The following is a 17,022-nucleotide window of genomic DNA, read 5'->3' as shown; positions in this document are numbered from 1 at the left end:
GATGCATGGATTTTCCGAAACCGGACGATCTTTCGAAACCGGGCGCGCCAAGGTCGCGCCCGGCACCCCGCCTATCGTCTATCTCAAGGGGATCGCCAAATATTTCCCCGGCGTCATCGCCAATCAGGACGTCGATATCGAGGTGATGCCGGGGGAGATCCATGCGCTTCTTGGCGAGAACGGGGCCGGAAAATCCACCTTGATGAACATTCTCACCGGCATCTACCAGCCGGATGCCGGTGAGATCATCATCGACGGCTATGCGAAGATCTTCGCCTCTCCGGTCGACGCCATCGCCGCCGGCATCGGCATGGTCCATCAGCATTTCAAGCTGGTCAAAGCCTTCAGCGTCGCCGAGAACATCCATCTCGGCTGGGCGGAGACGCCGAAGCGGATCAGCGCCCAGGCGCTGGAGGCGCGGACGGCCGAACTGGCCGCCGCGCTCAATCTGGCGGTGCGCCCCGAAGCCCGCGTCGGCGATCTGTCCACCGGCGAGCAGCAGCGGGTGGAAATATTGCGCGTGCTGGCCCGCAACGCCCGCGTGCTCATCCTCGACGAACCGACGGCGGTCCTCACCCCGGCCGAGGCGCGCGAGTTGTTCAGGGCGTTGAGGGAGTTCGTCTCGCGCGGCAACGCGGTGATCTTCATCAGCCACAAGCTGGACGAGGTCCTGGAGATCTCGGACCGCATCACCGTCCTCAGGGGCGGGCGGCGGGTGACCACGGAAGCCACCGCCGACTGCAACCAGGCGATGCTGGCCAATCTGATGGTCGGACATGAGATCGTGCTCAGCGATCTGCGCGCGCGGAAGGCGGAGGCGGCCCCCATCTCGGCCGAACCGGTGCTCAGCCTGCGCGAGGTTACCGTCCGCGACGATTTCGGCAATGTCGCGCTCAACAAGGTGTCCCTCGATATCCACGCCGGAGAGATCCTGGGTATCGCCGGCGTGGCCGGCAACGGCCAGAAGGAATTGAGCGAGGTGCTGACTGGCATGAAGAAGCCGCTGTCGGGAAAAATCCTCGTCGACGGCCGGGATTTTTCCGCCGCCGGCGGCGCCGAGATCGCCCGCTCCGGCATCGGCCACATTCCCGAGGATCGTCTGAAAAGCGGTCTGGCGCCGGCCTTGAGCATTACCGACAACACGGTCATCCGCGAATATAAGAAGCCGCCGGTCTCCATCGGAAGCTGGTTCCGCCCCGGAGCGGCCACCGCCCTGGCCCAGTCCATCGCGGCGGCGGCGGCGGTCACGGTTCCCGATTTTTCCATGCCGGTGCGCAATCTGTCGGGCGGCAACCAGCAGCGGCTGGTGGCGCGCCGCGAGATGCGCATCGCCACGAAGGTGCTGATCGCCGCCTATCCGAGCCGGGGTCTCGACGTCGGCGCGATCAACACCATGATGCGCTATTTCGTCGAGCTTCGGGACCAGGGCGTCGGCGTCATCCTGATTTCCGAGGAGCTGGAGGAGCTGCTCAATCTTTCGGACCGCATCGCCGTGATGTTCCACGGCGAGATCATGGGTGTGCTCGACACCGCCGAAAGCGCCATCGAGGACATCGGCCTGATGATGGGGGGCCGGCCGGCCGGCGCCCTTGCCCAAACATCCCGGGAGATCACATCGTGAGCGGTCGCATCCAACGCCTGCCGTCGGCCCATCCCACCGTCGCCCTGCTCGCCCGCGCCGCGGCCATCCTGCTGGCGCTGCTGACCGCCGGCGTCATCCTCGCCGCCAATGGCGCCGACCCTTTGAAGCTGGTCGCCCAGGTGGTCAAATCGACCTTCGGATCGCGCTTCGGACTGGAGGATGTCGGGCTTCTCGTCACCCCCCTGATCCTGACCGGACTGTCGGTCGCCGTGGGCTTGCGCATCGGCGCCTGGAACATCGGCGCCGAGGGACAATTCTATGCCGGCGCCTTCGCCGCCACCGGCGTCGCCCTGTTCGTTCCCGCCCCCGATTTCGTCCTGCTGCCGCTCGCCTTCGTCGCCGGCGGGCTGGGCGGAATGGCCTGGATCCTGGTGCCGACGCTGGCGCGGGCCTATGCCGACGTCAGCGAGCTGATCACCACCCTGCTGCTCAATTTCGTAGCCGTCCTGCTGGTCTATTACGTCTCGACCGGTCCCTGGCTCGATCCCGACGGACATGCCCTGGCCACCACCGCGCGGCTGCCCTGCGAACTGCCGGAATTCTGGGGCGCCGTGCATTGGGGCTTCCCCCTGGCCGTGCTGCTGACGGTCCTGGTGGCGGCCGGCCTGAGCTTCACCCGCTGGGGCTACGAGGTGCGCGTCAGCGGGTCCAATCCCCAGGCCGCCAGATATGCCGGCATGCCCTTCCGGCGCCATCTCATCCTGGTCATGCTGCTTTCGGGCGCCATCGCCGGCATCGCCGGCATGTTCGAGGTGGTCGGCACCGTGCACCGGCTGCAGGGCGGCATCTCCAACAACTTCGGCTATCTGGGCATCATGGTCGCCGTGCTGGCCCGGGGGTCGGCGCTAGGCGTTCTGGCCGGCGCCGCCCTGATGGGCATCATCCTCAATTCCGGCATCATCTTGCAGACGCAAGGCCTGAACGTCTCGACCGTTCTCGCCATCACCGGACTGATCCTGTTCTTCACGGCGATCGGCGACGAGCTTTCCCATTACCGTTTCGTCCGCAACGAAACGGCCAGCGTTTGAGGATTGTCCCCACATGGATCTGATCACCGGCCTTCTTCAAACATCCCTGCTCGCCGGCGGCGTGCTGGCCCTGGCCGCCCTGGGCGAGGTGCTCGCCGAACGGGTCGGCGTGGTCAATCTCGGCGTCGAGGGGCTGATGTCGCTGGGCGCCATCACCGCCATCGCCACCGTCGTGGCCCACCCCAATCCGGCCCTGGGCTTCGCCCTGGCGCTGGGCGTCGGCCTGTTCGCCGGCATGATCTTCGCCGTGGCCACCGTCTATATCCGGGCCAACCAGGTCTTGTGCGGCCTGGCCCTGACCCTGATGGGCACCGGGCTGTCGGCCACCATCGGCAAGGCCTATTCCGGCATGCCGGCGCCGGCCACCTTCGCCCCCGTCGCCGTGCCCTATTTGAGCAAGATCCCCGTCATCGGCCCCGCCGTCTTCTCGCAAAACGTGCTGATCTATCTGATCTACATCATTCTGCCGCTCGCCCTGCATTACCTGATGTTCCGCACCCGACACGGCCTCAATCTGCGGGCCGTCGGCGAGGATCCCGCCGCCGCCGACGCCGCCGGCATCCCGGTGCAACGGATCCGCTTCTGGTATGTGGCCGCCGGCTCGGCCCTGGCCAGCGGCGCCGGGGCCTATCTGACGCTGGCCTTTGTCCCCTCCTGGTCCGAGGGCGTCATCGCCGGACGCGGATGGATCGCCGTGGCGCTGGTCATCTTCGGCGGCTATCGCCCGCTGAACGCCGTCATGGTGGCCTTGCTGTTCGGCCTGATCACCTCGCTGGGTTTCGTCGGACAGGCCCGCAACTGGCCGATCGCCGCGCCGATCCTTTCCATGCTGCCCTATCTCGGCACCATCGCCCTGATCATCGTGCCGGTGCTGGCCTGGCACAAGATGCGCCGGCTGATGGCCGCCCCGGCGTCCCTCGGCCTGCCCTATTTCCGCGATGTGCGTTAACCCGATGGACGTGCAGTGGCGCCGACCTCCCATAAAGCCCTCGCCCCTTGCGGGAGAGGGCGGCGAGCGTGAGCGAGCGGGTGAGGGGTGCGCGCGTCGGCGCGACATAAGGACTTGTTTGTTTCTGCACACTTTTTCCGCGCTCGACGCGCGTAAGTCCCCTCGCCCCACGCGCTTCGCTCGCCCCCTCTCCCGCAAAGCGGGCGAGGGAAGATTTTTCTTATGCTAGCGTCTATGGGCAGGGACGCCGGTACACTGGAGGGACTCCCATGCCGACGCTGCTGGTGAAGAACATCGCCCGGCTGGCGACCTTCGACGACGAGGGGCGCGAGATCGCCGACGGGGCGATCCTCGTCCGCGACAATGTCGTCGAGGCGGTGGGAACCACCGACGAACTGGCCGGCCGCGCGGCCGACCGCGTGCTCGATCTGTCCGACCATGTGGTATTGCCGGGGCTGATCAACACCCATCACCACATGTATCAGAACCTCACCCGGGTGATGGTCCAGGACGAGGAGCTGCTGGTCTGGCTGAAAACCCTCTATCCGATCTGGTCGGCGCTGGACGACGAGGCCATCGGCGTCTCGGCCCGCGTCGCCATGGCCGAACTGATCGCCTCGGGCTGCACCACCAGTTCGGATCACCTCTACATCCTGCCCAACAATTGCACCTTGGACGCCACCATCGAGGCGGCCCGCGATATCGGCCTGCGCTTTCACGCCGCCCGTGGAGCCATGTCGCGGGGCGAAAGCCAGGGCGGCCTGCCGCCGGACGCCTGCGTCGAGACGGAAGACGCCATCCTCGCCGACGCCGAACGGCTGATCGGCCGCTATCACGACGCCTCGCGCCATGCGATGAGCCGCATCGTGCTGGCCCCCTGCTCGCCGTTCTCGGTCACGCCCGAGCTGATGCGGAACGCGGCGGCCCTCGCCCGCCGGCATCCCGGCGTCACCCTGCACTCCCATCTGGCCGAGGATCTGTTCGAGGAAACCTACTGCCAACAAATCTACGGCATGCGCTCGGTCGATTTCGCCCAGTCGGTCGACTGGCTGGGCGACGACGTCTGGTTCGCCCATGCGATCTTCCTGTCCAGCGACGAAATCCGCCGCTTCGCCGAAACCGGCACCGGCGTCGCCCATTGTCCGACCGCCAACATGCGCTGCGGCATGGGCATCGCCAAGGTTCGCGAGATGCTGGACGGCGGCGTCAAGGTCGGCCTCGGCGTCGACGGCTCGGCGTCCAACGACACCTCCAACATCTTCATGGAGGCCAGGCAGGCCATGATGCTCCAGCGGGTCGCGCCGCAGCGCTATCTGTCCGAGGCGCCGGGCGGACGCGGCGGCTTCGGCGGCACGCCGAGCGCGCTTTCCGCCCGCGAGGCGCTGAGGCTGGCCACGCGCGGCGGCGCCGGCCTGCTCGGCCGCGACGACATCGGCGCCCTGGCGCCGGGCATGAGCGCCGATTTCATCGCCGTCCGGCTCAACCAACTGGGACTGTCCGGCACCGAACGCGATCCGCTGGCGGCGCTGGTGATGTGCGGACCGTTCCGGGTCGACTATTCCTTCATCAACGGCCGCGAAATCATCGCCCGGGGCGCCTTCCGCGACTTCGACCTGGACGGCGCCCTGGCGGCGCACCGCAAGGTGATGAAACGGCTTTACACCCCATGACCGGCGACGGAGACAAACGATGAGCGAAACGGCGGACAGGACGGCCCTCGACCAATGGTATTGCCTCGAGGCCCTGCAGGACATCGGCCCCGGCGCCATGCCCAATCGCCTGCTGGGCGTCGATCTCACGATCGCCCGCGATGAGGCGGGACGCATCGCCGTCACCGCCGAAGGCCGCCCGGCCCCCCTTCCCACCCGCGAGCGTTACGGCTATCTGTGGACGACGCTGGGAACCCCGGCGGCGGATCTGTCGTCGATCCCCGAGGCCTTCGAGGCCGATCGCCGCTCCGTCGTCTGCGGCGCGGTGTCGGTCAGGTCGTCGGGTCCGCGCATCGTCGAGAACTTCCTCGATCTGGCGCATTTTCCCTTCGTGCATACCAACATCCTGGGCGTCGAGCCCCATACCGAGGTGGACCATTACACGGCGGAAATCCGCCGGGACGTCGACGAGGTGTGGGCGACCGATTGCCGGTTCTACCAGCCGCAGGCGGCGCTTTCCGCCAAGGACGGCATCATGACCCACTATGTCTACCGGGTGCTCAACCCCTTCGCGGTCATCCTCTACAAGACCTGCCCCAACGCCGCCGACCGCCAGGATATCATCTGCCTGTTCGTCCAGCCGCTGGAAGAAGACCGCTGCCGGGCCCATCCGGTGATGTTCCTGATCGACGACGCCTCGCCGCTGGCCGACCTCATCCATTTCCAGCAGCTTATTTTCCTGCAGGACCGCATCATTCTGGAAAATCAGCGCCCCTTGCTGCTGCCCTTGGGACCCCGCGCCGAAATGCCCGCCCGCGCCGACGCCACCTCGGCCACCTACCGCCGCTGGCTGAAGGAGAAGGGATTGCGCTACGGCACGACCCTGCAAGCGGCATGAGCGGCCTGCGGGACAGAACCCTTCTCGCCTCCGGCTTTCACATGCCGGAACGGACCGGGGTGGAGGAATTCCGTGACGCCTTGATCCGCATCGGCGCCGACGGACGGATCGCCGCGCTGACCCGGCCCGAAGACGACGGCTATCTTGAGCGGCGTCGGGCCGCCGACGAGGCGGGCCGGCTCGACCGCCTGCCCGCCGGCGTCCTGCTGCTGCCCGGCATGATCGATCTGCATGTGCACGCCCCCCAATATCCGCAACTGGGGCAGGCCCTGGACGTGCCCCTGGAGACCTGGCTCACCCGCTACACCTTTCCGCTGGAATCCCGATACGCCGATCTTGCCTTCGCCCGGCGCGGCTACGGGCTGCTGGTCGAGGACCTGTTGGCCAACGGCACCACCACGGCGCTCTATTACGCGACGATCCATCAACCGGCCAGCCGCCTTCTGGCCGACATCTGCCTCGAACGCGGCCAGCGCGCCCTGATCGGCAAGGTGGCGATGGATCATCCCGGCCTTTGTCCCGAGACCTACCGCGACGCCTCGCCGGACGCCGCCCTGCGCGGCACCGAGGACCTGATCGGCTATATCCGTGCCCATCCGGACAATGCCGAGCGCCTGGTCCATCCGGTGATCACGCCGCGCTTCATCCCCGCCTGCACCGACGAAACCCTGGCGGCCCTGGGATCCCTGGCCCATGGTTCGGATCTGCATGTGCAGACCCACTGTTCCGAAAGCGACTGGGAACACGCCCATGTGCTGGCGCGGCATGGCGTGACCGACACCGAAAGCCTCGACCGCTTCGGCCTTCTGGGACGGCGCAGCGTGCTCGCCCATTCCGTCTTCCTGACGGCGGCGGACATGGACACCATCCGCGCCCGCCACGCCGCCGTCGCCCATTGTCCACTGTCCAACGCCTATTTCGCCGACGCGGTGTTTCCCCTGCGGGCGGCCTTGGAAAAGGGCCTGCATGTCGGCCTGGGCACCGATATCTCGGGCGGCCCCGGCGCCTCGCTGTTCGAGGCCATGCGGGGCGCGGTGATGGTCTCGCGCATGATCGACAGCGGAACCGACCCCGACCTGCCGGCCGGAACGCGCGGCCGGCGAAACGGGATGCGCATCGATTTCCGCGACGCCTTCTATCTGGCCACCACCGGCGGCGGCATCGCCCTCGACCTGCCCGTCGGCAACTTCACCGCCGGCCAGCACTTCGACGCCCTGGCCATCGACACCGAAGCCCCAGCCGGCGCCATCCGTCTGTGGGACGGCCTGGATCAGGGAGAGGATCTGCTCCAGAAGATCGTCTATACGGCGTCGAAGGCCAACATCGCGAAAGTCTGGGTGGGCGGCCGGCAGGTGGTGTGAAAGAAAAGGCGTCGTCCGGACGGAAGATTTGAGGCCCGGCAACGTTGAAATCAGCCTGGGAAAATCAATATAGTGATCCAAGGTAACACCTGGGAGCACCGCATTGTGGCCGCATCGACGACAAGCCTGAAACTCGACGAAGAAATAAAGGGCAAGATACGGCGGCTTGCCGAGGCAAGGCGCCGTTCGGCACATTGGATCATGCGCGAAGCCATCGAACAATATGTGGACCGCGAAGAAAAGCGTGAACAGTTTCGACAGTCGGCCATCGCGGCCTGGAACGACTATCAGGCGACCGGCTTGCATGTCACGGCCACCGAAGCCGACGCCTGGCTCGCCAGGCTTGAAGATGGCGAGGACGTCGATCCCCCTCCCCCTGAATGCCACGGCTGATCTGGTCGCCGCAGGCGTTGCGAGACATCGCGCGGCTCCACGCGTTTCTGAGGCCGAAAAGCCGGGAGGCCGCGTCGCGCGCCGTGCGGGCGATCCGCGATGGCGTGAAGACCTTGGCGGCGCATCCCGAAATCGGCCGGCCCGTCGACGACATGGAGCCGGAATTCCGTGATTGGCTCGTCGAGTTTGGCGAAGGCGGTTACGTCGCGCGTTATCATTATGATGGGCGGGATGTCATCGTCCTGGCCGTGCGACACACAAAGGAAGCGGGATTCTGAGGGGTGAGCGGAGTCGCACGCGTCGTTTAACGGCCGGGTTGCGCCGATTGCGGAAGGGCGGGTTTGGGAGATGGTGGCGTCACATCGGACCTCTAAATTCAGTGCAGTGCCACCGGAACTCCTATCGTGAAGAATTGATGGGCTATGGTGATGGCTTCGCGGCGGGGTTATACTCGCGTTATGCCTCATAGTGTTTTCATGCATCGTTCGGATTCGATCTACGACGACAGCCCGGCCGTGCAATACCAATTTCCGAAGCAATATCTCGATCGGGCCAAACAGAGCGCCGGTGATTGGATTATTTATCTCGAACCAAGGAAAGTACCGGCATCACGCGGCTATTTCGCGGTCGCCCGCGTGCAACAGATCATTCCCGATCCGAAAGCGCCGGAGATGTATCTCGCGCTGATTGAACCCAATACCTATCTCGATTTTGCTAACCCCGTTCCATTTAACGACGTTGAAGGACCGATCGAGCGCGGCCTGCTGAATGATGGGGGTAGGCTTTCAGGTCGTACCCAATCGGCGGTACGGCCAATCTCTGATGCCGACTTCAATCGGATCGTTAATCGCGGTCTTGAGGATCGCGCCCCACTCCTACCGCGTGAGGGAGACCTCGACCAGCCGGCTGGCTTGGAGGAAAGCCAAGCGCCATTTGTGTTCGAAACGCAGCGCGATCGAGTTCTACAACTAACTTCGCGCGCAGTGCGGGATCGCGTCTTCCGCAGGATCGTGCTGCGGGCCTATGACGAGCGCTGTGCCGTGACTGGCCTCAAGCTGATCAATGGTGGCGGTCGCGCCGAAGTGAATGCAGCACATATCCGGCCGGTAGAGGCTGATGGCCCCGATACGGTTCACAACGGTCTGGCCCTTTCGGGAACAGCCCACTGGATGTTTGACCGGGGTCTGATCAGCCTTGGCGATGATCTGCAAATTCTGATCTCACGCCAAGCCAATGATCCTGATGGCGTTCGCACCTTCATCAACCGGTCGGGTTATGCGGCGCCGCCGATCAATCTAAAAGATCGCCCTCATCCGCAGTTTCTGGCATGGCATCGGGAAAACTGCTTCAAGCAATGAACATCCAGTCATTCAACGAAGCACATACGGCAGGTTCGTCATGTGCCTCCAGTGACGGCTGCTGGAATTTAAGGGGTCGGAGTGCGTTCCCGCTGGCCAGCCGGTCGAGAATACCGAGCCGAGGAACCAGAAATATCCGGTATTATGTAGCAAGCGCCACCAGCAGGATATTGCTGGCTAACCCCTGGGCTTCCTAAAATATCCAGTATGAGCAACACCTTCATCATATTGGGACTCCACGAGAACCGCAGCACCGTTGCTGGGCAGATCATCGAGGCGCAAAGCCAGATCGACCGGCTTACCGCCGAGTTGTTCCACATTGACGCCGTGCTGAAAATGGATGGGCGGTTATGATGAGCTGGCGCGGTGGCCAACCGAGATGGGGATTTTCGAGACTGCCCCGTCAATAACTTTGAAAATCAGCCATGGAGCCTTCCCAATGTGGTTCTTTTTGGCGGCAATGAAGGCTATTGGTACGGGAGCATATTCGAATAGACGAAGTGTAGGTGATTCCTGCATTCTCCGTGGATGCTAATGCCACCACATCACCGGCAGTCCGGAAACCTCAAAAAGCAACAGAAGGTCCAATCCAAATATTGGGACCGCAAGCAGTACGAGCACTATGTACCAATAGTCTCTGCGCTTGACCGCCTTCGCCACCATATAAGCGCCTACACAAAGAAGCAGCGTTCCGACGACAAGCAAAAATGCTTTCGGGAATGGCTGACTATCATCGGCCTCTTCGTCGCTGCCATCGTTGCCTTCGCCTCCATGCGCGTCGCGCATATCGACACGAAGAAAACTATTCGTGAGGCGAGCGAATCCACTAAAAAAACCATCACCGCAATGAATGCGCAACTCTCAGTAATGAGAAGTCAAATTGACGAAATGAGAGACGAACAACGCCCATGGATTAAAATTAGCAATCCAGTTGTTCCTAACAACCCCATGGCCACAGACGTTAGAAGCGGAAATGTTATTCTCCCGGTCCGCTATAAGATAGTTAATATCGGCACCATTCCTGCTACAAATGTTATCTCCCCATACTATGACTACACACCAATGACATTTGACGCTTTCATGAACATGATTAAAGAGCCAAATATTGCTCAGAAGAGTTGTCTGACTGCCAGGCTGCCCGATGCTGATTCCGCCAAATCCATTGGAAATACGTTGTTCCCCAACGACCCAAAGGACGTTGAAACTGCTCTGACATCCAAATTTCCTAACGTGGAGGAAATACATATCGGTAGCGCTAAAGAACCTCTCTTCACCGGTGGCATGCTCGTTCTCCATGTGACCTATCAGTCCGCCAGAGACGCAACTATCCATTGCACCGCGGAATCGTATTACTTGCGGATTAAAAATCCCGCTGTCGAGGCGACTCCCCGTATACTCATTAAAGGAAAATGGCTTGGCGACATCGATAAACGAAATTTCGGATTTGATCCCGCAGCAATAGGAGGGGGATATGCCGATTAAGGTTTCGATCGGGATGCCGATCAGAAATACAATTGCGGCGACTACGCTTACGATGAGTCAGCGTCGACGTGCCGCCGCAGTGCGGGTATGGAGGTAGCGCTTGTGGCGCTTGCTACATAATACCGGAAATATCAATGACCGCTTCCGGACGCCGCGATCTTGCTCCAGAACGACCGTGATCGGCGCGAGGCAGGCATATTCGCGTAAGTTCCAATCGGGTGCCCGCAACCAACCAACTCGAGGTGTAACGCAGCCTCATTCTGGTGAGCAAGCGCGCACCATCCCATTGAATGCGCGCTGTCGTGGTGGATTATGACTTACATCCCATTACAAACGGCCCTTTTTGGTCACTGATCCCCTATCCTGGGGCTCTGACTGATGGCAAGATGCCGGCATGACTGATACAACCGGCTCCGCCGTCCGGGCCCCGCCGTTAATACGAAGCCTCTAATCGCGCTGCTCCCCCGACAAAGAAGAGCATAGCCGGAGTTATTTTTTCATAGGATATTGTATGTCCAAGCAACCGATCGACATAATCTGCAGCAAGGTTGCGCTCGATAATAACTACGTGCTTCTGCTCACGACTAATAGCGTTGAGCAAGACGCTGTGCGCGCCGTCCTGGCTGATGATGCTCCAGCAATCATTTATCATGATTGCAGGGGAGCGCGGATCGGAAGGATCGGTAGCCGTTTCTGTATTCATCTTAACGGTTCAGCCGGCGCGCAAGGCCGGGATTCGATCGGATCGATTTGCCGGTGGATTACGCAGCCGCCAAGGCCGCAGCCCCAACTCGTCATCATAGTTGGGTTCGCTTGGGGTAATCCTGAAAGAGTGGAGGCGAACGATATCCTTGTCTCTTCTCAAATTCAAAATATCAATTATCTAAGCGTGAAGCAGGGAGAACGAAGCAGGCGAGCCGTTCCTTGCAAAAGCCCGCTGTCTTCTATTGATAATTGTATAGTCCTGTTGCCAGACCTAACGAATGGTGGAAAAATATTAACAGGAGCTCTTGCCTCTGCTGAGCTCTACCTTGCAGACGACGACGAGCGCGACGACATCATCGCTCAGCTACCAGAAATCCTGGGCGGCGAGATGGAAGCATTCGATGTTGTCCGTGATCTTGAGATACCCTGGCTTCTCGTCAAGGCGATTTCTGACGATGGCGGCCATGAGGTGGGAAGAGAGCGCCAATCGAACGCAGCACAGGCTGCTGCGAGTCTTATTGCCCCTGTGCTTGATGCTCTTACACAGGAATACCAACTCGCGGAGCCGCGACATGATCCCGCGGCAGATCGCCTTACTGACGCGTTGATCGGTCAAGCAATTCGCATCTCGCGGCCGGCGGGTGAACGCAACGCCATAATGGACGCCATGAATGCTCAGGTGCCACAACTCATTCAGCGACTCTCAGGCTATGCGTCGGATCGCGATGCGGATGGCATTTTAGCCGAGGTATTAGCAGTCGCGATCGCCGAGTTAGCGCAAAATGCCTTCATTCATGGCGACGCGAGTTACGCGAATTGCTCGTTCACCGAGACGTGCGTCACACTCACCGACGACGGGACGGCCTATAGCCCGCTGGATCTGGCCGGGACGCGCGGCGGCGCATCTGCCTGGAAGGAACTAGACCAAATCTTTCTTCAGCAGGGAAAGATTACGCTCTCGCAGTCTAGCACGAAACATCGTGGAAATATTTACAAATTTGTTCTCGCCTTATTGGACACGGAAATTCGCAACGCAAAAAGAAATTGTATGCTCGTTCCTTCCGGCTTTAAAGGGGGGGCTGCGGCGCCCGCTTTCGCATTTAATGCGGATTGCGAAACGCTATTTTATGAGGCGGGTGATGTTTACACATGCTCGAAGAAACAATCTGTCCATCCTGAACTCATTTCGCTGCTTCAGGCTGGTAAGAGCTTGCTGATTTCTTGTCGCGACCAACGGCAGGTACAGATCTATCAGGGTGCACTCAGCGAGTTTGCCGGACCAAAACTGCGCATATTCGTTGCCAGCAGATTATGAGGCGGCCAGGGGCAGGATTTTGACCTGCGGTGTATGTCTGTTTTCGCGGTATGCCAACGATCGTCTCGAATGACAAGTATGGGCGCAAAGCGCTCGATGCTCGGCCCTTGATCCGAGTTCTTGCAAGATATACATTTTCTCTAATGTCTATCCATAGAATGGTGAATGCCTTGCAGGTCGCCAAATGGGGCAACAGTCTCGCGGTTCGCCTCCCCGCCGCCGTGGTCGAAGCGCTTGAACTGAAGGAAGGCGACGAGATCGAAATCCATGTCGCCGACCTGCGGGATCTCGGCGTCGCGCGCAAGCCGGGCCGCGATGAATTGCTGAAGCGGCTTCGCGCTTTCCGTGGTCGCCTACCGCCCGATTTCAAGTTCGACCGGGATGAGGTAAATGCCCGGTAGCTTCTTCGATACCAATGTCCTTGTCCATATCGCGTCCGGCGATTCCGTGAAGGCGGATCGTGCGGAGGCGATCATCGGCAACGGCGGCGTGATCAGCGTCCAGGTCCTGAACGAACTGACCAATGTCGCGCGCCGCAAGATGCGCCTGACGTGGCCGGACACCCGCAGCTTTCTGTCTGTGTTGCGCCGCCTGCTGACCGTCCAACCGATCACCGTCGAGACCCACGAGACCGGGCTCGCGCTCGCCAAGCGCTACACTCTCTCCACCTACGACGCGATGATCGTCGCTTCGGCCCTCCAAGCCGATTGCGATGGGTTATGGTCGGAGGATATGCAGCACGGCATGGAGTTCGACGAGGGCTTGCGAATCGTCAATCCGTTTCGCATTGCGGGCTGAAAGACAAAAGGACCCTCATTGAGTGGCCTCGGGTCGCCGGCAAAGCCTGCCGGCTCTCTTCTTTAATGTGGTGGCGTCGCCGCACGGCACAGTCCCATCACCGTGTCACGCAGCCAGCGATGTGCCGGGTCGGCGTCCATTCGAGGATGCCACATGGCTGATATCGTGATCTCAGGCGTGCGGACGGGAAGCTCAAAGCCGACAAGCCCTTCCACGCTCGTCAGGGCGCCGCCGAGACAGGAGCGCGGCACCAGCGCAACCAGGTCCGACTGGCGCGTGATGCGCAGGGCATCGGGGAATCCGGGGACGACGGCCGCGATCTCCCGCCTAAGGCCGAACACCTCCAAGGCTTCGTCAACCGGTCCCGTAAAGGTCTCCTTGCGCGATGCCACGACATGTTTGCAAGCGGCATAGCGTTCGGGGGTCATGGGGCCGGTCAGCAACGGATGGCCCACCCGCACCGCGCCAACGAATTTGTCCCGAAAGATGGACTGTGCCCGCACTTCCGGCGCGAATGCTCCGAGCACCCCGATTTCGAGATCGATCCGTCCCTCCCGGAGCGGACGAGCGCTCTTGACGGGCTTGGGCACGAAACGCAGCCTGACCCCGGGAGCCGCTTTCGTAACGGCAACCACCAGGGAGGCTGAGAACCGTTCAACGAACCCCTCGTTGGCGCAAATCGTAAAAGTCCGCTCAAGCGTTCCGATGTCCAGATGGCTGGTCTGCGGGCTCAGAACCATCCTCGCGTCACGAGCAAGCCTATGAACCTGCTCGCGCAGTTCGGCCGCCCGGGGAGTCGGCACAAGCCCGCGCCCGGCGCGCACGAGCAGCGGGTCGCCCGTTGCGGACCGCAGCCGCGCAAGTGTCCGGCTCATGGCGGAAACACTCAAGCCAAGACGGCCGGCCGCGCCGGTCACGCTGCCTTCGGTGAGTAGCGCATCCAGCGCCGGAAGAAGATTCAGATCCACATCGTCCATGGCCAGGCCTTATCTCATTCACCGCTTATAACATGGCGTCTTATGCAACTATATTATGTATCCTGTGCGTCTGGTGCCAGCCGAATGGATCGATCATGTTGGTTGCCGCCCCCTTCGTGAAAGGCATCCCCATGGACCCAACGACGTCACGCTACCCTGCCGGCACGATCCTCCTTCCCCCAGACGGCTCTGCAAACCGCACCCCTGGTGACCGAGGTGATTCATGACATTGATCGGTATCGAAGAGCATTTCCTGACCGCCGAGATACGCGACGCGTGGAAGGCCATTGGGCTGGACGCGGTCGACCCGAGCGTGGCCTTCCATTCCGGCCCGATCGAGGGCCGACTGCTCGACCTCGCCGAGGACCGGCTCGCCCTGATGGACGAAACGGGCCTTGACGTTCAGGTCCTGTCGCTGACGACGCCCGCGCTTCATGACCTCGGGCCGGAAAGCGTCGACATGGCCCGGCGGGCCAACGACGCCCTGGCGGCGGCGATCGCCCGCCATCCAACGCGCTTCCAGGCTCTGGCCACGCTGCCGGTGGCGATGCCTGAGGAAGCCGCGCTGGAACTCGAACGCTGTGTCAAGACGCTCGGCTTCAAGGGAGCGATGCTGTGCGGCAGGGTCGGCGCGCGCAACCTTGACCATCCAACCCTCTCGCCCATTTTCCAGAGTGCGGAGGCCTTGGGCGCGCCGGTATTCCTCCATCCCCGGGCACCCGACATGGCCGTCAGGGCGGCCTATTATTCGGGCTTCAAGCCGGAGGTCGATGCCGCATTCGCCACCTACGGCCTAGGTTGGCACTATGATGCGGGCATCCAGTTCCTTCGCCTTGTCCTCGCCGGCACGTTCGATCGCATGCCAAATCTCCAGGTGATCCTGGGCCATTGGGGCGAGCTGGTGCTGTTCTATGCCGAGCGTCTCGCGGCAATGGACCGCGTGTCCGGGCTGGCCCATCCGATCGCGACGTACCTGCGCCGGAATCTCTATGTTACGGCCAGCGGTATGTTCCTTCCTCATTACCTGGAGCGCGCCGCCGCCGTTGTCGGCACGGATCGCCTGCTCTTTTCCACCGACTTCCCTTACCAATATCGTCCCGGCGGGGATGCGAGGCGGTTTCTGGAGAATTGTGGACTCGCCGAGCCGGCAAAGGCCGGATTTGCACATGGAAACTGGCGGCGCCTGACCGGTGAGAGCACCGCATGAGACGATGGTTGATGAACGGAATGGCACGCGCCGAGCGCAGATGACGGCAGCTATTTCCCTCCCGGCATAGAGGATTCAGGCCGCCGGGCTTCCAAACTGGGGCGGGGTCCGGGTGCAAATCATCAGGCGATTCCAGGCGTTGATTTCAGCGATCGCAAAAGACAGATCGGCCACTTCCTTCTCCGAGAAATGCTGGCGAATCTCGGCATATACCGCGTCGGGAACGTCGCCTCCGGTAAGGTGGGTCAGGGCTTCCGACCAGGCCAGGGCGGCGCGTTCCTTCGGGCTATAGATCGGCGCTTCGCGCCAAGCGGCGAGAAGATGCAATTGATCGTCGCTGACCCCATGCTTGCGGGCCAAGGGAACATGCATGGCGATACAAAAGGCGCAGCCGTTGATCTGTGACGCACGTATCTTCACCAGTTCCAGCAGCCCGAGTGACAGGCCGCTGTTCTGCACATATGAATGCACTCCCAGCATCGCCTTGTAGCCGTCGGGAGAAATTTTCGTCAGGTCAAGCCGTTGAGTCATGATTGGTTCTCCAAATGGTGAGCATCGTGATCGCCACGACGGTTTAAGGTTCTCTCCTCCAGCCAGTTGGCGATTTGGAGGCTGAAGCTGGACGGCACCTTGGCGGCAACCTGCATGGCAAGTTCCTGCAATGAGTGACTGGCCAGTTCGTCCCTCATCCGCTTTTCGGCGGCCAGCATGATGGCGTGGATCGAGCAAACTCCCCTGGTCGCCCAAGCCGGCGCCTCGGAATTGAAGACGGCGCAACGATCGCGAATTTCCCGGCACTCGAAGAGCGCCTTGTCTCCGTCGATCGCACGAACGACATCCAGGAAGCTGATTTCATCCGCCGGCCGCGCCAGAGCGAAGCCCCCCCTCGCCCCCTCGGTGGCCACCACCAGGCCGGCCTTGGACAGTTTGGTGAAGACCTTGGCCAGATACTCGGCGGGAACGCCTTGCAGGTCGGCAAGATCACGAACGCCCGGAGCCGGAGCGTTAGGTGTCGGGGCCGTCAAATAAAGGAGGCAGTGCAACCCATATTCGACGCCGGTACTAATGAATGACATCATAACTCCGACTAGTAGTGTCGTAGTTTCGACAGACTATGCCGCCGATGTCGGCGAGGCAAGGAAATTCGCCCGCCTTGTCAGGCCGGGGGCGCTATGACCGGGTTGGGAAACGGGATCGGGATCAATTTCCGGACCAGCCGGCAGCTTCCCGACCGGTCGGCCGACCGGAATAAAGAAACCT

The 17,022-nt window shown here is 61.8% G+C and carries 19 protein-coding genes; 16 read left to right on the top strand and 3 right to left on the bottom strand.

Translation table 11 applies throughout. The features are described from left to right. Position 1: 1 nt before the first annotated feature. The 15 genes from CWS72_RS05195 (at position 2) to CWS72_RS05135 (ending at position 13,578) form a co-directional block, all read left to right on the top strand. Complete coding sequence (locus CWS72_RS05195) at positions 2-1,621, top strand: ABC transporter ATP-binding protein (protein WP_101249521.1); 1,620 nt, start codon at positions 2-4, stop codon at positions 1,619-1,621. After that, complete coding sequence (locus CWS72_RS05190) at positions 1,618-2,670, top strand: ABC transporter permease (RefSeq protein WP_101249520.1); 1,053 nt, start codon at positions 1,618-1,620, stop codon at positions 2,668-2,670. The genes CWS72_RS05195 and CWS72_RS05190 overlap by 4 nt, the downstream gene beginning before the upstream one ends. Before the next feature lie 13 nt (positions 2,671-2,683). Further along, positions 2,684-3,619, top strand: coding sequence for an ABC transporter permease (locus CWS72_RS05185; RefSeq protein WP_101249519.1), 936 nt, complete (start codon positions 2,684-2,686; stop codon positions 3,617-3,619). 269 nt (positions 3,620-3,888) lie between these two features. Next, complete coding sequence (locus tag CWS72_RS05180) at positions 3,889-5,289, top strand: 8-oxoguanine deaminase (protein WP_101249518.1); 1,401 nt, start codon at positions 3,889-3,891, stop codon at positions 5,287-5,289. Positions 5,290-5,308: 19 nt separating this feature from the next. Next, positions 5,309-6,166, top strand: a complete 858-nt coding sequence (locus CWS72_RS05175) for an aromatic ring-hydroxylating oxygenase subunit alpha (RefSeq protein ID WP_101249517.1) — start codon at positions 5,309-5,311, stop codon at positions 6,164-6,166. Next, entirely contained in the window at positions 6,163-7,527 is a 1,365-nt protein-coding gene (gene guaD / locus CWS72_RS05170; RefSeq protein ID WP_101249516.1) for a guanine deaminase, read from the top strand. Before CWS72_RS05175 ends, guaD begins: the two co-directional genes overlap by 4 nt. A gap of 105 nt (positions 7,528-7,632) precedes the next feature. Continuing rightward, entirely contained in the window at positions 7,633-7,920 is a 288-nt protein-coding gene (locus CWS72_RS05165; RefSeq protein ID WP_199175547.1) for a CopG family ribbon-helix-helix protein, read from the top strand. Beyond that, complete coding sequence (locus CWS72_RS05160; RefSeq protein ID WP_101249515.1) at positions 7,908-8,198, top strand: type II toxin-antitoxin system RelE/ParE family toxin; 291 nt, start codon at positions 7,908-7,910, stop codon at positions 8,196-8,198. Before CWS72_RS05165 ends, CWS72_RS05160 begins: the two co-directional genes overlap by 13 nt. Before the next feature lie 198 nt (positions 8,199-8,396). Next, entirely contained in the window at positions 8,397-9,278 is an 882-nt protein-coding gene (locus tag CWS72_RS05155) for an HNH endonuclease (protein WP_241911593.1), read from the top strand. Between the two features lie 207 nt (positions 9,279-9,485). Beyond that, complete coding sequence (locus tag CWS72_RS27680) at positions 9,486-9,632, top strand: hypothetical protein (RefSeq protein ID WP_158240517.1); 147 nt, start codon at positions 9,486-9,488, stop codon at positions 9,630-9,632. Further along, on the top strand, positions 9,619-9,813 hold the full coding sequence (locus tag CWS72_RS28740) for a DUF6471 domain-containing protein (RefSeq protein ID WP_420824049.1): 195 nt from the start codon (positions 9,619-9,621) through the stop codon (positions 9,811-9,813). Before CWS72_RS27680 ends, CWS72_RS28740 begins: the two co-directional genes overlap by 14 nt. Next, a complete protein-coding gene (locus CWS72_RS05150) occupies positions 9,813-10,760 on the top strand; it encodes a hypothetical protein (RefSeq protein WP_146002629.1) in 948 nt (315 codons plus the stop codon). The genes CWS72_RS28740 and CWS72_RS05150 overlap by 1 nt, the downstream gene beginning before the upstream one ends. A 511-nt stretch (positions 10,761-11,271) precedes the next feature. Beyond that, positions 11,272-12,780, top strand: coding sequence for a hypothetical protein (locus tag CWS72_RS05145; protein ID WP_101249512.1), 1,509 nt, complete (start codon positions 11,272-11,274; stop codon positions 12,778-12,780). Between the two features lie 143 nt (positions 12,781-12,923). Then, positions 12,924-13,181 carry an AbrB/MazE/SpoVT family DNA-binding domain-containing protein gene (locus tag CWS72_RS05140; protein ID WP_241911592.1) on the top strand — a complete coding sequence of 86 codons (258 nt, stop codon included), beginning with the start codon at positions 12,924-12,926 and terminating at the stop codon, positions 13,179-13,181. After that, on the top strand, positions 13,171-13,578 hold the full coding sequence (locus CWS72_RS05135; protein WP_101249511.1) for a PIN domain-containing protein: 408 nt from the start codon (positions 13,171-13,173) through the stop codon (positions 13,576-13,578). Before CWS72_RS05140 ends, CWS72_RS05135 begins: the two co-directional genes overlap by 11 nt. Positions 13,579-13,640: 62 nt before the next feature. On the opposite strand, the gene CWS72_RS05130 is transcribed toward CWS72_RS05135, so the two are convergent. Continuing rightward, the gene (locus CWS72_RS05130) at positions 13,641-14,555 is read right to left on the bottom strand and encodes a LysR family transcriptional regulator (RefSeq protein WP_101249510.1); all 915 of its coding nucleotides are present in this window, start codon (positions 14,553-14,555) and stop codon (positions 13,641-13,643) included. 223 nt (positions 14,556-14,778) lie between these two features. Between CWS72_RS05130 and CWS72_RS05125 the strand changes: the two genes are divergently transcribed. Next, positions 14,779-15,762: an amidohydrolase family protein gene (locus CWS72_RS05125; RefSeq protein ID WP_101249509.1), complete on the top strand. Its 984-nt coding sequence runs from the start codon at positions 14,779-14,781 to the stop codon at positions 15,760-15,762. Between the two features lie 75 nt (positions 15,763-15,837). Here CWS72_RS05125 and CWS72_RS05120 read toward each other — a convergent pair whose 3' ends face one another. After that, complete coding sequence (locus CWS72_RS05120; RefSeq protein ID WP_101249508.1) at positions 15,838-16,293, bottom strand: carboxymuconolactone decarboxylase family protein; 456 nt, start codon at positions 16,291-16,293, stop codon at positions 15,838-15,840. Then, a complete protein-coding gene (locus CWS72_RS05115; RefSeq protein WP_241911591.1) occupies positions 16,290-16,841 on the bottom strand; it encodes an RrF2 family transcriptional regulator in 552 nt (183 codons plus the stop codon). The genes CWS72_RS05120 and CWS72_RS05115 overlap by 4 nt, the downstream gene beginning before the upstream one ends. Positions 16,842-17,022: the final 181 nt, after the last annotated feature.

Source organism: Telmatospirillum siberiense (assembly GCF_002845745.1).
GTDB classification, from domain to species: Bacteria; Pseudomonadota; Alphaproteobacteria; order Rhodospirillales; family Magnetospirillaceae; genus Telmatospirillum; species Telmatospirillum siberiense.
The sequence above is the reverse complement of the archived record's forward strand: the minus strand, read 5'-3'. Positions and strand labels throughout refer to the sequence as shown.

What these genes read in the sequence shown, in the direction of transcription:
- CWS72_RS05195 (WP_101249521.1), top strand. Translation starts at nt 2, where the DNA reads ATGCATGGATTTTCCGAAACCGGACGATCTTTCGAAACCGGGCGCGCC.
- CWS72_RS05185 (WP_101249519.1), top strand. Translation starts at nt 2,684, where the DNA reads ATGGATCTGATCACCGGCCTTCTTCAAACATCCCTGCTCGCCGGCGGC.
- CWS72_RS05180 (WP_101249518.1), top strand. Translation starts at nt 3,889, where the DNA reads ATGCCGACGCTGCTGGTGAAGAACATCGCCCGGCTGGCGACCTTCGAC.
- CWS72_RS05175 (WP_101249517.1), top strand. Translation starts at nt 5,309, where the DNA reads ATGAGCGAAACGGCGGACAGGACGGCCCTCGACCAATGGTATTGCCTC.
- guaD (WP_101249516.1), top strand. Translation starts at nt 6,163, where the DNA reads ATGAGCGGCCTGCGGGACAGAACCCTTCTCGCCTCCGGCTTTCACATG.
- CWS72_RS05160 (WP_101249515.1), top strand. Translation starts at nt 7,908, where the DNA reads ATGCCACGGCTGATCTGGTCGCCGCAGGCGTTGCGAGACATCGCGCGG.
- CWS72_RS05155 (WP_241911593.1), top strand. Translation starts at nt 8,397, where the DNA reads ATGCATCGTTCGGATTCGATCTACGACGACAGCCCGGCCGTGCAATAC.
- CWS72_RS27680 (WP_158240517.1), top strand. Translation starts at nt 9,486, where the DNA reads ATGAGCAACACCTTCATCATATTGGGACTCCACGAGAACCGCAGCACC.
- CWS72_RS28740 (WP_420824049.1), top strand. Translation starts at nt 9,619, where the DNA reads ATGGGCGGTTATGATGAGCTGGCGCGGTGGCCAACCGAGATGGGGATT.
- CWS72_RS05150 (WP_146002629.1), top strand. Translation starts at nt 9,813, where the DNA reads ATGCCACCACATCACCGGCAGTCCGGAAACCTCAAAAAGCAACAGAAG.
- CWS72_RS05145 (WP_101249512.1), top strand. Translation starts at nt 11,272, where the DNA reads ATGTCCAAGCAACCGATCGACATAATCTGCAGCAAGGTTGCGCTCGAT.
- CWS72_RS05140 (WP_241911592.1), top strand. Translation starts at nt 12,924, where the DNA reads ATGTCTATCCATAGAATGGTGAATGCCTTGCAGGTCGCCAAATGGGGC.
- CWS72_RS05135 (WP_101249511.1), top strand. Translation starts at nt 13,171, where the DNA reads ATGCCCGGTAGCTTCTTCGATACCAATGTCCTTGTCCATATCGCGTCC.
- CWS72_RS05130 (WP_101249510.1), bottom strand. Translation starts at nt 14,555, where the DNA reads ATGGACGATGTGGATCTGAATCTTCTTCCGGCGCTGGATGCGCTACTC.
- CWS72_RS05125 (WP_101249509.1), top strand. Translation starts at nt 14,779, where the DNA reads ATGACATTGATCGGTATCGAAGAGCATTTCCTGACCGCCGAGATACGC.
- CWS72_RS05120 (WP_101249508.1), bottom strand. Translation starts at nt 16,293, where the DNA reads ATGACTCAACGGCTTGACCTGACGAAAATTTCTCCCGACGGCTACAAG.
- CWS72_RS05115 (WP_241911591.1), bottom strand. Translation starts at nt 16,841, where the DNA reads ATGATGTCATTCATTAGTACCGGCGTCGAATATGGGTTGCACTGCCTC.